Source organism: Azotobacter bryophylli (genome assembly GCF_042643485.1).
Classification (GTDB): domain Bacteria; phylum Pseudomonadota; class Gammaproteobacteria; order Pseudomonadales; family Pseudomonadaceae; genus Azotobacter; species Azotobacter bryophylli.
Genome location: NZ_JBHRSJ010000021.1, coordinates 1 through 14,540, shown reverse-complemented (window position 1 = coordinate 14,540; position 14,540 = coordinate 1). Strand labels below are relative to the sequence as shown.

At 68.7% G+C, this 14,540-nt stretch carries 13 protein-coding genes; 11 read left to right on the top strand and 2 right to left on the bottom strand.

Annotated elements, in window-relative coordinates:
- Window positions 1-153: 153 nt before the first annotated feature.
- Both ACFOJE_RS11225 and ACFOJE_RS11220 read left to right on the top strand, forming a co-directional pair.
- Window positions 154-774 carry a trimeric intracellular cation channel family protein gene (locus tag ACFOJE_RS11225; protein WP_377814480.1) on the top strand — a complete coding sequence of 207 codons (621 nt, stop codon included), beginning with the start codon at window positions 154-156 and terminating at the stop codon, window positions 772-774.
- Between the two features lie 228 nt (window positions 775-1,002).
- Window positions 1,003-2,691, top strand: a complete 1,689-nt coding sequence (locus ACFOJE_RS11220; protein ID WP_377814432.1) for a phosphoethanolamine transferase — start codon at window positions 1,003-1,005, stop codon at window positions 2,689-2,691.
- Between the two features lie 10 nt (window positions 2,692-2,701).
- On the opposite strand, the gene ACFOJE_RS11215 is transcribed toward ACFOJE_RS11220, so the two are convergent.
- Window positions 2,702-3,460 (bottom strand): SDR family NAD(P)-dependent oxidoreductase, encoded by a 759-nt coding sequence (locus ACFOJE_RS11215; protein ID WP_377814431.1) that lies wholly within the window; start codon window positions 3,458-3,460, stop codon window positions 2,702-2,704.
- A gap of 48 nt (window positions 3,461-3,508) precedes the next feature.
- Window positions 3,509-4,711, bottom strand: a complete 1,203-nt coding sequence (locus ACFOJE_RS11210; protein ID WP_377814430.1) for a benzoate/H(+) symporter BenE family transporter — start codon at window positions 4,709-4,711, stop codon at window positions 3,509-3,511.
- Window positions 4,712-4,863: 152 nt separating this feature from the next.
- On the opposite strand from ACFOJE_RS11210, the gene ACFOJE_RS11205 reads away from it, so the two are divergent.
- The 9 genes from ACFOJE_RS11205 to ACFOJE_RS11165 form a co-directional block, all read left to right on the top strand.
- Entirely contained in the window at window positions 4,864-5,775 is a 912-nt protein-coding gene (locus ACFOJE_RS11205; protein ID WP_377814429.1) for a LysR family transcriptional regulator, read from the top strand.
- A 115-nt stretch (window positions 5,776-5,890) separates the two neighbouring features.
- Complete coding sequence (trhA, locus tag ACFOJE_RS11200; protein WP_377814428.1) at window positions 5,891-6,505, top strand: PAQR family membrane homeostasis protein TrhA; 615 nt, start codon at window positions 5,891-5,893, stop codon at window positions 6,503-6,505.
- Between the two features lie 126 nt (window positions 6,506-6,631).
- Entirely contained in the window at window positions 6,632-9,097 is a 2,466-nt protein-coding gene (locus tag ACFOJE_RS11195) for a PAS domain-containing sensor histidine kinase (protein WP_377814479.1), read from the top strand.
- 21 nt (window positions 9,098-9,118) lie between these two features.
- Complete coding sequence (locus tag ACFOJE_RS11190) at window positions 9,119-9,748, top strand: response regulator (RefSeq protein WP_377814427.1); 630 nt, start codon at window positions 9,119-9,121, stop codon at window positions 9,746-9,748.
- 205 nt (window positions 9,749-9,953) lie between these two features.
- Complete coding sequence (locus tag ACFOJE_RS11185; protein ID WP_377814426.1) at window positions 9,954-11,078, top strand: ABC transporter ATP-binding protein; 1,125 nt, start codon at window positions 9,954-9,956, stop codon at window positions 11,076-11,078.
- A gap of 28 nt (window positions 11,079-11,106) precedes the next feature.
- A complete protein-coding gene (locus tag ACFOJE_RS11180) occupies window positions 11,107-12,141 on the top strand; it encodes an ABC transporter substrate-binding protein (protein ID WP_377814425.1) in 1,035 nt (344 codons plus the stop codon).
- Between the two features lie 67 nt (window positions 12,142-12,208).
- Window positions 12,209-13,459 (top strand): ABC transporter permease, encoded by a 1,251-nt coding sequence (locus ACFOJE_RS11175; RefSeq protein WP_377814478.1) that lies wholly within the window; start codon window positions 12,209-12,211, stop codon window positions 13,457-13,459.
- Window positions 13,460-13,469: 10 nt separating this feature from the next.
- Entirely contained in the window at window positions 13,470-14,294 is an 825-nt protein-coding gene (locus tag ACFOJE_RS11170) for an ABC transporter permease (protein ID WP_377814424.1), read from the top strand.
- A 19-nt stretch (window positions 14,295-14,313) separates the two neighbouring features.
- Window positions 14,314-14,540, top strand: a 227-nt coding sequence (locus ACFOJE_RS11165) for an aldehyde dehydrogenase family protein (protein ID WP_377814476.1), incomplete at its 3' end; no start/stop codon positions are given.

Sequence of the window (14,540 nt, the reverse complement as noted above, 5' to 3'; positions counted from 1 at the left end):
AGAAACAGCACTCGCCCCGGCGCCGCTCCACCAGAGCCGCGCCCTGCGCCGACGAGCGGAGCGCCAGGAACCTGGGATGGCTGGTCTCGCCAGCCGAAGAGTCGCTGAGAGGTTCCGGCAACGTCTGCCGGGATCCGTTTGCAAGTGGAGTCCGTGGTGCTGACCTATATCTACATCGTCGCGATCACCGCCGAGGGCATGTCCGGTGCCCTGGCGGCCGGCCGGCGCAATATGGACATGTTCGGCGTGGGCCTGATCGCCTTCGTCACCGCCCTGGGCGGCGGAACCGTGCGGGACATGCTGCTGGGACACTATCCGGTGTCCTGGACGCAGCATCCCGCCTACATCTACCTGACCATCTCCGCCGGCCTGTGCACCATGCTGGTCGCGCGCTACATGCGCCATCTGTACAAGATCTTCCTGGTGCTGGACGCCATGGGCCTGATCGCTTTCACCGTGATCGGCTGCAACGTGGCCCTGGAGCTGAAGTACTCGACCCCGGTGGTGATCATGGCCGGGATGATCACCGGCATCTTCGGCGGCATCCTGCGCGACATCCTCTGCCAGCGCGTACCGGTGGTGCTGCGCCACGAGCTGTACGCCAGCGTGTCGATGCTGGTGGCCATGCTCTATCTGCTGCTGATCGAGCTGGGCGTCGACGCCGATATCACCATGCTGGCGGCCTTCGGCTTCGGTCTGGCCCTGCGCTTGGCGGCGATCCGCTGGTCCTGGTCGCTGCCGGTGTTCTCCTACTCGCCGGGGCGCTGGGAGTGACTCCCGGCACCCGCCGCTGATCGGTCGTCTAGGGATGGGCGACAGTTTCCCGCCAGTGTCACGGATCCTTTACCGCTTTTTCACGGGCGCTCCTTTATCGTAGTCCTCTGATCGCCGTGGCCGTTCCGGTCGGCGCCGTCCCTGGTCTTCGTTCCCCGGAGCCTGCCCGTGAGCCAGCCGTCCGCCGCTTTCCGCCGCAGTCCTCGCCGCCCGGCCCGGGAGGTCGACATGCCTGAGAAGGTCCCGCCCCGCCGGCCCCTGAGTACCAGCCGCACTGTCCTGACCATGCTCGTCGCCCTGTGGCTGATGCTCGGCACCAACCTGCCGTTCTGGCGCACGGTGTGGCAGGGCGTCGGCGGCCTGGACAACGACAACCCGCTGTTCCTGCTCAGCCTGCCGCTGTTCGTCTGGCTCTGGCTGTTCGGCCTGCTCAGCCTGCTGGCCTGGGGGAGGGCGACCCGGGCGGTGCTGGGCGCGCTGATGCTGCTAGCGGCGACGGCCAGCTATTTCATCCACAGCTACGGCGTCCTGATCGACGGCGACATGCTCGCCAACGTGCTGCAGACCGACCGCGGCGAAGCGCTGGAGCTGGTCAACGGGCGGATGCTGCTGTGGATCGGCGCCTTCGGCGTGCTGCCGGTGCTGCTGCTCGGCCGCGTGCACCTGGTCGTCGGCCCGTGGCGGCGCGAGCTGGCGCTCAAGCTCGGCAGCATCGCCTTCGCCCTCGCCGGCATCGGCGGCATCGTCCTGAGCCTGTACCAGCCCTACGCCTCGCTGGTGCGCAACCACCGCGAACTGCGCCTGCTGCTGACCCCCTCCAACCTGGTGGGCGCCGTGCACAGCTACGCGAGCCGCCAACTGCAGACCCCGGCCAGACTGCAGGTGGTCGGCGCCGACGCCCACCGGGTGCTGCCCGCCGGCGGCGCCGGCAAGCCCAGGCTCACCGTGCTGGTGGTCGGCGAGACGGCGCGGGCGGCGAACTTCTCGCTCAACGGCTACGGCCGCCCGACCAACCCGGAGCTGGCCGCCGCCCGGGTCGTCAGCTTCACCGAGGTCCGCTCCTGCGGCACCGCCACCGCGACCTCGGTGCCCTGCATGTTCCTCGACGTCGGCCGCGACGGCTACCGGGACGCCTACGCCAAGAGCCGTGAGGGCCTGCTGGACGTGCTGCAGCGCGCCGGCGTCGCCGTGCTCTGGCGCGACAACAATTCCGGCTGCAAGGGCGCCTGCGACCGGGTGCCCAGCGAGGACATCGCCGCCCTGCAACTGCCGGAGCTGTGCCGGGACGGCGCGTGCCACGACGAGGCCCTGCTGGTCGGCCTGCAGGACCATCTGGACCGGCTGGAGCGCGACGCCGTGGTGGTGCTGCACATGAAGGGCAGCCACGGCCCGGCCTACTTCAAGCGCTATCCGCCGGCCTTCGCTCGCTTCGCCCCGGCCTGTGCCGACAGCCAGCTGGACCGCTGCACGCCGCAGAGCATCGTCAACGCCTACGACAACTCGCTGCTCTACACCGACCACGTGCTCAAGCGCACCATCGAGCTGCTCGAACGCAACGCCGCACGCTTCGACACGGCCATGCTCTACCTTTCCGACCACGGCGAATCCCTGGGCGAGAACGGCATCTACCTGCACGGCCTGCCCTATGCCATGGCCCCGGACGAGCAGAAGCACATCCCGATGATCCTCTGGCTGTCCGAGGGACTGCAGCGGCGCGAGGGCATCCGCAGCGCCTGCCTCGAAAAGCGCCGCGCCGCACCGCTGTCCCACGACAACCTGTTCCACTCGGTCCTCGGCCTGATGGCCGTGCGGACCGACGCCTACCAGCCGCAGCGCGACCTGTTCCGCCCGTGCCGGCCGGAGGGCATCGCCCTGGCCGGGGAGGGCGATCCGGCGCGCAACGGCAACGAGCTCTGAGACGCGCGGCTCAGTCGCGGTCGATGGCGAAGCCGGCCCAGGCCTGGCGTACCGGCATGATCTCCAGGCGGTTGATGTTGATGTGCGGCGGCAGGGTGGCGACGTGGAAGACCTGTTCGGCGATATCCTCCGGCTGCAGCGGGGTGGTATCGCGGTAGAGCTTGTCGTAGGCCTCCTGGTTCCAGCCGGTGCGCACCAGGGTGAACTCGCTCTCGGCGAGGCCCGGAGCGACGTCGGTGACCCGTACCCCGGTGCCCAGCAGATCGCAACGCAGGTTGTAGCTGAACTGGCGGACGAAGGCCTTGGTCGCCCCGTACACGTGGCTGCCCTGGTAGGGCCACTGGCCAGCGACCGAGCCCAGGTTGACGATGCTTGCGCCAGCGCCGTTCTCGATCAGGCTCGGCAGCAGGGCATGGGTGACGTTGACCAGGCCGGTGACGTTGGTGTCGATCATGGTGTGCCAGTCGTTCAGGTCCACCTCCTGGGCGCGGCCGGGGGCGAGGGCCAGGCCGGCGTTGTTGATCAGCACCTTCACCGCCCTGAACTCGGCCGGCAGGCCCTCGACCAGCGCCCGCACTGCTGCGTGGTCGCGCACGTCCAGCGGCGCCACGTGCACCGGCACCTGGCCGCCCAACTGCTCCTTCAGCTCGTCCAGCCGCTCGGCGCGGCGCCCGGTGAGGATCAGCGACCAGCCGGCCGCGGCGAAGCGGATGGCGCAGGCCCGGCCAAAGCCTGACGTGGCGCCGGTGATGAAAACGACGTTGGGCATGGAGTCCTCCTGGATGGTGGTGGTTTGCGTCGAGGTCGGCGCGGCCGGTCAGTCCTTGCCCGGCAGGGCGAGGCCGGACAGGCGCAGGCGCCAGCCGCTGCCGTGCAGCACCAGGTGCGCGGCGCAGCCGATGACCACGCCCCAGAAGGCCGAACCCAGGCCGAAGAAGCTCATGCCCGAGGCGGTGGCGAGGAAGGCGATCATCGACGCCTCGCGGTGCTCCGCCTCCTCGACGGCGCCCGTCAGGTTGGCGCCGATCGCGCCGATCAGCGCCAGGCCGGCCAGCACCGCGACGAATTCCCGAGGCATGGCGTCGAAGAGCAGGATGATGGTGCCGGCGAAACAGCCGCCGAGCAGGTAGAAGACGCCGTTGGCGATTCCGGCGATGTAGCGCTTGTCCGGGTTCTCGTGGGCGTCCTTGCCGGTGCACAGGGCGGCGGTGATGGCGGCGACCACGGTGGTGATGCCGCCGAAGCAGGCGACCGCCAGCGAGCTCAGACTGAGGGTGACGAGCAGCGGCCGGGCCGGCATCTCGTAGCCGGCGTGGCGCAGAATGGCCATGCCGGGGAGGAACTGCCCGGTCAGGCTGACCAGCACCAGCGGGATGGCCAGGCTCAGGGTCGAGTTCCAGGTCCATTCGGGGGCGATGAAGGCGGGCGCGGCCAGCTTCAGCTCGACGCCCTCCAGGCTGCTGCCGGCGAGCCAGGCGGAGAGGGCCACGCCGACCACCAGCAGCAGGACCAGGCAGTAGCGCGGCGACAGGCGCTTGAGCAGCACGTAGGCGCCGATCATGCAGAAGGCCAGTAGCGGCATGGATTCCACCGAGCGGAAGGCGCCCAGGCCGAACTGGAACAGGATGCCGGCCATCATGGCGCTGGCGATGCCCCTGGGGATGGCCCGCACGATGCGCTCGAAGCAGCCGGAGACGCCGATCAGGAAGAGGATCGCAGCGGCGCTGAGGTAGGCGCCGACCGCCTGGTTCAGGCTGAGCCCGGGGAACAGCGTCACCAGCAGGGCGGTGCCCGGCGTCGACCAGGCGGTGACCACCGGCACCTTGTAGCGCCAGCTGAGGAAGATGCCGGACACGGCCGCGCCGATCGAGATCGCCCAGACCCAGGACGACATCATGGCCGGCGAGACGCCGGCGCTTTCGGCCGCCTGGAAGAAGATCACCAGCGGGCCGGAGTAGGAGATCAGCACGGCGAGAAAGCCGGCGGTGATCGCGGAGAGCGAAAGATCTTTGTGCGCCATGTGGGGCTTCCATCCAGGATCGTCATGCGAAGGCCGTGACGGCGAAGAGCCTTGGCCGCCGGCTGGTGTTCGATGGTATTGGCGGTACCGGAATTGATAAATCGGCGGCGGATGGCAACACTGTTCGGATCATCCGAACAATGGTCGCCGTCATGGATCGTCTGCAGGCCATGCAACTTTTCGTCCGCATCGTCGAGCTCGGCAGCTTCACCCGGGCCGCCGACCAGCTCGGCATGTCCCGCGCCTCGGCCACGGCGCTGGTCAAGCAGCTGGAGAACCATCTCGGCGTGCGCCTGCTGCAGCGTACCACCCGTCAGGTCAGCCCGACTCTGGACGGCAGGTCCTACCATCGGCATTGCCAGACCATCCTGGCAGAGATCGAGGAGGCGGAGAGCGCCCTGTCGCAGACTGCCAGCCATCCGCGCGGGCGGCTGAAGATCGACCTGCCGCCCTCGCTCGGCCGTCTGGTGGTGATTCCGGCCCTGCCGGATTTCTACGCGCGCTACCCGGAGATTACCCTGGAGATCGGCATCGGCGACCGGATGATCGACCTGGTCCGCGAAGGCGTCGACTGCGTGGTGCGGATCGGCGAGCTGCACGATTCCACCCTGGTCGCCCGCAGCCTGCCGCCGCAGCTCCAGCTGACCTGCGCCAGCCCCGGCTACCTGGCCCGCCACGGCGTGCCGGACAATCCGGAGGCGCTCGACGGGCACTGGTGCGTCGACTACCTGTCGGCCACCAGCGGCCGCGTGCTGCCGCTGGAGTTCACGGTGGACGGATGCCTGCGCCCCCTGACCTTGCCGGCGCGGCTGGCGGTCAACAACGGCGAGTCCTACGTCGCGGCCTGCGAGGCGGGACTGGGGCTGGTGCAGGTCCCGCACTACCACGTCGCCCGCCAGCTGGCCGCCGGCAGCCTGGTCGAGGTCCTGCCGCGGCACCGCCCGCCGCCCCTGCCGATGACCGTGCTCTATCCCCATCACCGCCACCTGACGCCGCGGCTGCGGGTCTTCATCGACTGGCTGGTGGCGCTTTTCCGAGCGGAACCCGCGGCATCTTCGAGCTAAGGTTAAGCAAGTGGAGCCTGCGTCGGATCGCCGCAGGACGGCTCCGCCTTGGCCCGGCGTCTGCCGCGCCGGCCGGGACATTCGCGCAATCACGGACGCGTGGAGGTAGAGACACATGTACCAAGGAGAACGCTTCAATGCCTGGACCCATCTGGTCGGCGCCATCCTGTCCACCATGGGTGCGGTCTGGATGCTCGCGCTGGCGCGGGACGGCGAGCCGCTCAGGCTGGTCAGCGTGGCGGTCTACGGCGGCGCCCTGACGCTGCTCTACACGGTCTCCACCACCTACCACAGCGTGCGCGGGCGGGCCAAGGCTATCCTGCGCAAGCTCGACCACCTGTCCATCTACCTGCTGATCGCCGGCAGCTACACGCCGTTCTGCCTGGTGACCCTGCGCGGAGTCTGGGGCTGGTCGCTGTTCGGCGTGGTCTGGAGCCTGGCCGTGATCGGCATGCTGCAGGAGATCAAGCCGCGCTCCGAGGCGCGGGTGCTGTCCGTGGTGATCTATGCGGTGATGGGCTGGATAGTCCTGGTGGCGGTCGAGCCGCTGCTCGCCGGCTTGGGCATCGCCGGCTTCTCCTGGCTGGTGGCCGGCGGGCTGTTCTACACCGTGGGGATCCTCTTCTACGCCTTCGACGAGCGCTTCCGCCACTGGCATGGCATCTGGCACCTGTTCGTCGTCAGCGGCAGCGCCATGCACTTCGTCGCGGTGCGTTACTACGTGCTCTGAGGCGGGCCATCCCGGCCCCGGCGAGGCGCGGGCGTTGAGCGGGCGGCGGCACTACGGCTAGGCTTGGCACTTCGCCTGTCCCGCCCACCGCTTTTCACTTCGGATGTTCCCGTGCCCGCGACCTTCATGACGACACCGGCCTCTGCTGCGCGGGGGCGATCCGCCCCCTTCGTTCGCCTTCTTGCCCTCTGCCGGTTGCTCCTGCTCCTGCTGCCGTGCCTGCCGTTCGGCGCCGAGGCGGCCGGGACCGGGACGCCGGTGAAGCTCGAGCCGGCGCAGCGGCGTTGGCTGGAGGCGCACGGGCAGTGGCGGGTCGGGACGGTCCTGCGGGCGCCCTACGCGCAGATCGACGGCCGTCAAGGCAATCTCTACGGCGCCAACGTCGAGCTGATGGAGCAGCTGGCCGCGGCGCTGAACGTCCGGCTGCAGTGGCAGACCTTCCAGACCCAGGAGGCCCTGGAGTCCGCGCTCGACGCCGGCAGCATCGACCTGGCGCCGGGCCTCGGCCAGACTCCGGCCGGGCTGCGCCGCTGGCTGTTCTCCGACCCCTACCTGCGGGTCTCCTACCTAGTGGTCGGCGAGCGCAACGGCCTGGGCTCGCTCGATCTGGAGACGCTCAGGCTCCAGGAGCCGCTGGCCGTAGACGTGCCCGAAGCGGTGCGCGACTACCTGCGCAGCAGCTACCCGAACCTGCGCCTGGAGGCGGTCGGCTCGCCCCAGGAGGCCCTGCAGCGGGTGCTGAGCCGGCAGGCGAAATACGCCGTGCTGGACGAGGCCCAGCTCGGCCAGGTGGCTCGCGAGGCCGAGCTGGCCGAGCTGGCCATCGTCGGCGACATCGGCATGCCGCAGCTGCTGCGCGTGGCCTCGCGGCGCGACTGGCCGCAGCTGGCCGTCATCGTCGACGCCGGGCTGCAGGCGATCCCGGCCAAGACCCTCGACCAGCTGCACCGGCGCTGGCTGCAGCAGCCGAGCCACGCGCGGGTGGAGCAGACCCTCGGTTTCTGGCGCAGCGTCGGCCTGCTGCTCGGCCTGCTGTCGCTGATCTGCCTAGCCCTACTGTTCTCCCTGCGTCGCCAGCGCGGCCGTCTGGAGGAGCAGCTCCTCGCCGCGCGGCGCGAGGTCGAGTTGCGCGACGCGGCCATGGAGGAACTGCGCCTGGCCAAGTTCTCCATCGACCACAGCACGGTCGGCACCCTCTGGATCAACTGGGACAGCCGCGTGCGCTACGCGAACCACATGGCCGAGCGGATGCTCGGCTACCTGCCCGGTCAGGTGATCGACCGACCGCTCAGCGACCTCGAACCTTCGCTGTCCATGGAGCGCTGGCACGAGCTGTGGAAGCGGGTGCGCAGCGGCGACGGCGGCCCGCTCGGTTTCGAGACCGAGTATCGCCGCGCCGACGGCAGCCAGCTGCCGGCCGAGGTGTCGCTGGGCTTCCTGCGCTACGGCGAGGCCGAATACCTGGTGGTCTTCCTCGGCGACATCACCGAGCGCCGCCGCGCCCTGGCCGCCCTGCAGGAGAGCGAGGCGCAGCTGCAGAGCATCGCCGCCAACGTGCCGGGGCTGGTGTTCCGCCTGGAGCGGCAGAGTCCCGGATCGCCGGTGGAATTCGCCTTCATCGGCGAGGGCAGCGAGGGGCTGGTCGGCTATCCGGCGGCGGTCCTGCTCCAGCCCGGCTTCGGGCTCCTCAATTTGGTGCGCGCCGACGACCGGGTGCACTACCAGCGCACTCAGGCCTGGGCCTTCGACGGCTGCCACGACTGGCACTGGCAGGGGCGCTTCGTCACCCGCTCCGGCGAGCAGCGCTGGGTCGACATCAAGGCCACCGCCCGCTGCCCGGCCGACGGCGAGGTGGTCTGGGACGGCATCGTCTGGGACATCAGCGCGAACAAGCGCGCCGAGCTGGCGCTGGCCGAGTCGCGGGCGCAGCTGCGCGAACTGTCAGCGCATCTGGAGAGCGTGCGCGAGGAGGAGAAGGCGCACATCGCCCGCGAGGTGCACGACGAACTGGGCCAGGTGCTCACCGGCCTCAAGCTGGAAACCTCCATGTGCGAGCTGAGCTACGCCAGCCTCGATCCGGGGCTGCGCGAGCGCCTGGGCAACATGAAGCGGCAGATCGCCCAGCTGTTCCAACTGGTGCGCGACGTGGCCAGCGCGCTGCGCCCGCCGATCCTCGACGCCGGGCTGGCCTCGGCCATCGAATGGCAGGCGCGGCGCTTCGAGGAACGGACGCAGATCCCCTGTCTGCTGGAGGTGCCGGAGAACCTGCCGGCGCTGGCCGACGGCAAGGCCGTGGGCCTGTTCCGCATCCTCCAGGAGGCCCTGACCAACATCGCTCGCCACGCCCAGGCGCATACCGTGGAGCTGCGCCTGGAGGTCGAGGGGGAGAGCCTGTGCCTGACCATCGGCGACGATGGCCGGGGTTTTGCAGTGAACGGCGAGCGCCCGCGATCGTTCGGGCTGGTCGGCATGCACGAGCGGGCCCTGATGCTCAACGGGACCCTCGCCATCGACAGCCGTCCGGGCGAGGGCACCACCCTGACCGTCAGGGTGCCGCTGAACAATCCATCGACCCTGGCCGAGGCCGGGTAGCAGTAGCAGGAGAAGCAGTACGTGATTCGGGTCCTGGTCGCCGAAGACCACACCATCGTCCGCGAGGGCATCAAGCAGCTGATCGGCATGGCCAGCGACCTGTCCGTGGTCGGCGAGGCCTGCAACGGCGAGCAGTTGCTGGAGAACCTGCGCCAGACCGCCTGCGAGGTGGTGCTGCTGGACCTCTCCATGCCCGGCGTGAGCGGTCTGGAGGCGATCTCGCGGATCCGCGCGATGGACCGGCCGCCGGCGATCCTGGTGCTGTCGATGCACGACGAGGCGCAGATGGCGGCGCGGGCGCTGAAGGTCGGCGCCGCCGGCTACGCGACCAAGGACAGCGACCCGGCCCTGCTGCTGACGGCGATCCGCAGGGTCGCCGGCGGCGGGCGCTACATCGATCCGGACCTGGCCGACCGCATGGTCTTCGAGGTCGGCCTGACCGATTCGCGTCCGCCCCATTCGACCCTGTCCGAGCGCGAGTTCTCGGTGTTCGAGCGTCTGGTGCAGGGCGCCAACGTCAACGAGATCGCCCAGCAGATGGCGCTCAGCAACAAGACCATCAGCACCCACAAGGCCCGCCTGATGCAGAAGCTCAACGTCAATTCCATGGCCGATCTGGTCCGCTACGCCCTGGAGCACAAGCTGGTCTAACGCCCCGTTTTCCGGCCCTTTCGCGGCCCCCGACGGCTCTCCGTGCGGGGGCTTCGGCACGCCTGCGCGTCCGGTTTTCCTTGTAGGGAAATCCCTACAAGCGAACCTCTCCAAGGTTGATGGAAATCTCTCCTGGCGCCCGATTTACCGGATTTTCCGCCGTCCTTAGTCTGTACCCATGATTTACGCAAACGAGGGGATGGTTATGGACGGGCAGACGAACACGGCAGGGGCGGGCGAGGTGCTGGTCAGCTTTCGCGGCGTCCAGAAGAGCTATGACGGCGAGTCGCTGATCGTCAAGGATCTCAATCTGGATATCCGCAAGGGCGAGTTCCTCACCCTGCTGGGACCTTCCGGTTCGGGCAAGACCACCAGCCTGATGATGCTCGCCGGCTTCGAGACGCCGACCGCCGGGGAGATCCGCCTGGCCGGCCGCTCGCTGAACAACGTGCCGCCGCACAAGCGCGACATCGGCATGGTGTTCCAGAACTACGCGCTGTTCCCGCACATGACGGTGGCGGAGAACCTGGCGTTCCCCCTGAGCGTGCGCGGCATGGGCAAGGCCGACATCGCCGAGCGGGTCAAGCGCGCGCTGGCGATGGTGCAGCTGGAGGCCCTCGGCGGGCGCTACCCGGCGCAGATGTCCGGCGGTCAGCAGCAGCGCGTGGCGCTGGCCCGCGCCCTGGTGTTCGAGCCGCAGCTGGTGCTGATGGACGAACCGCTCGGCGCGCTGGACAAGCAGCTGCGCGAGCACATGCAGATGGAGATCAAGCACCTGCACGAACGCCTCGGCGTCACCGTGGTGTACGTCACCCACGACCAGGGCGAGGCGCTGACCATGTCCGACCGGGTGGCGGTGTTCCACCAGGGCGAGATCCAGCAGATCGCCGATCCGCGCACCCTCTACGAGGAGCCGCGCAACGGCTTCGTCGCCGGCTTCATCGGCGAGAACAACCGCCTCCACGGCCGCCTGCTCGAACAGGACGGCGAGCGCTGCGTGGTCGGCCTGGCGCGCGGCGAGCGGGTCTCGGCGCTGGCGGTGAAGGTCGGCCGGGTCGGCGAGCCGGTGAGCCTGTCGATCCGCCCGGAGCGGGTGCGCATCAACGGCCGCAGCCACGACTGCCCGAACCGCTTCTCCGGACGGGTGGCCGAGTTCATCTACCTCGGCGACCACGTGCGCATCCGCCTGGAAGTGGCCGGGCAGAACGATTTCTTTCTCAAGCAGCCGGTTTCCGAGCTCGACCCGAGCCTGACGGTGGGCGATGTCGTACCCATCGGCTGGCAGGTCGAACACGCCCGCGCCCTCGATCCGCTGGCCGCGAGCCAGTGAGTCCTTTTCGCCATATGGAGTGAGCATCATGAGCAAGTCCTTCAAAACCTCCTTGCTGGCAGTGGCTCTTGCCTGCGGAATGCCGGCCATGGCCGCCGACCTGACGGTGATTTCCTTCGGCGGCGCCAACAAGATCGCGCAGACCAAGGCGTTCTACGCGCCCTGGGAGCAGGGCGGCAGCGGCAAGATCCTCGCCGGCGAGTACAACGGCGAGATGGCCAAGGTGAAGGCCATGGTCGACACCCGCAGCGTGTCCTGGAACCTGGTGGAAGTGGAGACGCCGGAACTGTCCCGCGGCTGCGACGAGGGCCTGTTCGAGGAGCTCGACCCGGAACTGTTCGGCAACCCCGACGCCTTCATCGACGGCGCCATCAAGCCCTGCGGCGTCGGCTTCTTCGTCTGGTCCACGGTGCTGGCCTACAACGCCGACAAGCTGAAGACCGCGCCGACCGGCTGGGCGGATTTCTGGGATACCGAGAAATTCCCCGGCAAGCGCGGCCTGCGCAAGGGCGCCAAGTACACCCTGGAATTCGCCCTGATGGCCGACGGCGTCGCGCCCAAGGACGTCTACGCCGTGCTGGCCACCAAGGAAGGCCAGGACCGCGCCTTCGCCAAGCTCGAACAGCTCAAGCCGCACATCCAGTGGTGGGAGGCGGGCGCCCAGCCGCCGCAGTTCCTCGTCTCCGGCGACGTGGTGATGAGCTCGGCCTACAACGGCCGCATCGCCAGCGTGCAGAAGGAGAGCAACCTGCAGGTGGTCTGGAACGGCGGCGTCTACGACTTCGACTCCTGGGCGATCCCGAAAGGGGCCAAGGATCAGGAGGCGGCGAAGAAGTTCATCGCCTTCAGCCTGCTGCCGCAGCAGCAGAAGAGCTACGCCGAGCACATCAGCTACGGTCCGGTGAACAAGTCGGCGGTCGAACTGATGAGCCCGCAGACGATGTCCAAGCTACCGACCAGCGAAGCCAACCTGGCCAACCAGGTTGCGATGGACGTGACCTTCTGGGCCGACTACGGCGAGCAGCTCGAGCAGCGCTTCAATGCCTGGGCCGCACGCAACTGAGCACAGACCGCAAGGCTCCCCGCCTCGCCGTGAGGGAGCCCCCGCTTTTCCGGAGTCCGATATGGCCATGACCACAACCCTGCCAATGACCGAGGTTGCCGACGGCCCCAGCCTGAAACAACGCCTGGCCCGCGCCGAGCGGATCAACCGCCTGAAGTCCCAGGCGCTGATCCTGCCGCTGCTGCTGTTCGTCGTGCTGGTGTTCCTGGTGCCGATCGCCGCCCTGCTCTACAAGAGCACCCACAACCCGGAGGTGGTGGGCAGCCTGCCGCGTACCGTCGAAGCCATTGCCGCCTGGGACGGCAAGGCGCTGCCGGACGAGCCGGCCTATCGGGCGCTGAGCCTTGATCTGGCCGAGGCGCGCCGCCATCAGACCCTGGGCGACCTGTCCAAGCGCCTGAACATGGAACTGGCCGGCTACCGCAGCCTGATCGCCAAGACCGCCCGGGCGCTGCCGTTCAAGAGCGAGCCGGCCTCCTACAAGGACGCCCTGGAGCGCCTCGACGAGCGCTGGGGCGACCCGGCCTACTGGCAGGTGCTGCGGCGCAACACCAGCGAATACACCCCGTACTACCTGCTGGCCGCGCTGGACCACCGCATCGACGACCTGGGCGAGTTGGCCGAGGCGGCCCCGGCCCAGGCGATCTACCTGGACATCTTCGCCCGCACCTTCTGGATGAGCCTGGTGATCACCGCGATCTGCCTGGTGCTGGCCTATCCGCTGGCCTATCTGCTGGCCAGCCTGCCGGCCCGGCAGAGCAACCTCTTGATGATCATGGTGCTGCTGCCGTTCTGGACCTCGATCCTGGTGCGGGTGGCGGCCTGGATCGTGCTGCTGCAGTCGGGCGGCCTGATCAACGGCGCGCTGCAGAGTCTGGGCATCATCGATCAGCCGCTGCAGCTGGTGTTCAACCGCAGCGGCGTGTACATCGCCATGGTGCACATCATGCTGCCGTTCATGATCCTGCCGATCTACAGCGTGATGAAGGGCATCTCGCCGACCTACATGCGCGCCGCGGTCTCCCTCGGCTGCCACCCGCTGCTGAGCTTCTGGAAGGTGTACTTCCCGCAGACCCTGGCGGGCGTCAGCGCCGGCTGCCTGCTGGTGTTCATCCTGTGCATCGGCTACTACATCACCCCGGCGCTGCTCGGCAGCCCGACCGACCAGATGGTCAGCTACTTCGTGGCCTTCTACACCAACACCTCGATCAACTGGGGCATGGCAACCGCCCTGGGTGGACTGCTGCTGCTCGCCACCCTGGTGCTATACGTGGTTTACAGCTGGCTGGTCGGCGCGAGCCGCCTGCGTCTGGCTTGAGGAGGTCGAGATGCTGAGTCCCTACATGTCGCCGGTCGAACGCGTCTGGCACTACTCCCACCGGGTCATCTGCGCCCTGGTCCTGCTGTTCCTGGTCCTGCCGGTGCTGGTGATCGTGCCGCTGTCGTTCAACTCCGGCACCTTCCTGGTCTACCCCCTGCAGGGCTTCTCCCTGCGCTGGTACGAAGAGTTCTTCATGTCCGCCGAATGGATGCGCTCGCTGAAGAACAGCCTGATCATCGCCCCCGCGGCCACCGCCCTGGCCCTGGGCTTCGGCACCCTGGCGGCGATCGGCCTGAACCGCGGCGAATTCCGCGGCAAGGCGCTGGTGATGAGCCTGCTGATCTCGCCGATGGTGGTGCCGGTGGTGATCGTCGGCGTGGCCAGCTACCTGTTCTTCGCGCCGCTCGGCCTGGGCAACGGCTACCTGTCGCTGATCCTGATGCACGCCGTGCTCGGCGTGCCCTTCGTGATCATCACCGTGTCGGCCACCCTGCAGGGCTTCAACCACAACCTGGTGCGCGCCGCCGCCAGCCTCGGCGCCTCGCCGCTGACCGCGTTCCGCCGGGTGACCCTGCCGCTGATCGCTCCGGGGATGATTTCCGGTGCGCTGTTCGCCTTCGCCACCTCCTTCGACGAAGTGGTGGTCACCCTGTTCCTCGCCGGGCCCGAGCAGGCCACGCTGCCGCGGCAGATGTTCAGCGGCATCCGCGAGAACCTGAGCCCGACCATCGCGGCGGCGGCCACCCTGCTGATCGGTTTTTCCACCGTGCTGTTGTTGACCCTGGAATGGTTGCGTGGACGCGGCGAGCGTCTGCGGACTCAATCTGCCTGATTCGAGAGTGCCCATGACTGTGCAATTGAACGACCCCCGCCTGCTGCGCCAGCAGGCCTATATCGACGGTAGCTGGCAGGACGCCGACGCCGGCCGGACCCTGGACGTGCACAACCCGGCCACCGGCGAACTGCTCGGCCGGGTGCCGAAGCTGGGCGCGGCCGAGACCCGCCGTGCCATCGAGGCCGCCGAGCGCGCCCTGCCGGCCTGGCGCGCGCTGACCGCCAAGGCCCGTTCCCAGAAGCT

Bases quoted from the DNA above. Each gene is read 5' to 3' on its own strand.
- ACFOJE_RS11185 (WP_377814426.1), top strand. From the start codon at position 9,954: ATGGACGGGCAGACGAACACGGCAGGGGCGGGCGAGGTGCTGGTCAGC.
- trhA (WP_377814428.1), top strand. From the start codon at position 5,891: ATGTACCAAGGAGAACGCTTCAATGCCTGGACCCATCTGGTCGGCGCC.
- ACFOJE_RS11195 (WP_377814479.1), top strand. From the start codon at position 6,632: ATGACGACACCGGCCTCTGCTGCGCGGGGGCGATCCGCCCCCTTCGTT.
- ACFOJE_RS11205 (WP_377814429.1), top strand. From the start codon at position 4,864: ATGGATCGTCTGCAGGCCATGCAACTTTTCGTCCGCATCGTCGAGCTC.
- ACFOJE_RS11175 (WP_377814478.1), top strand. From the start codon at position 12,209: ATGACCACAACCCTGCCAATGACCGAGGTTGCCGACGGCCCCAGCCTG.
- ACFOJE_RS11215 (WP_377814431.1), bottom strand. From the start codon at position 3,460: ATGCCCAACGTCGTTTTCATCACCGGCGCCACGTCAGGCTTTGGCCGG.
- ACFOJE_RS11170 (WP_377814424.1), top strand. From the start codon at position 13,470: ATGCTGAGTCCCTACATGTCGCCGGTCGAACGCGTCTGGCACTACTCC.
- ACFOJE_RS11220 (WP_377814432.1), top strand. From the start codon at position 1,003: ATGCCTGAGAAGGTCCCGCCCCGCCGGCCCCTGAGTACCAGCCGCACT.
- ACFOJE_RS11210 (WP_377814430.1), bottom strand. From the start codon at position 4,711: ATGGCGCACAAAGATCTTTCGCTCTCCGCGATCACCGCCGGCTTTCTC.
- ACFOJE_RS11180 (WP_377814425.1), top strand. From the start codon at position 11,107: ATGAGCAAGTCCTTCAAAACCTCCTTGCTGGCAGTGGCTCTTGCCTGC.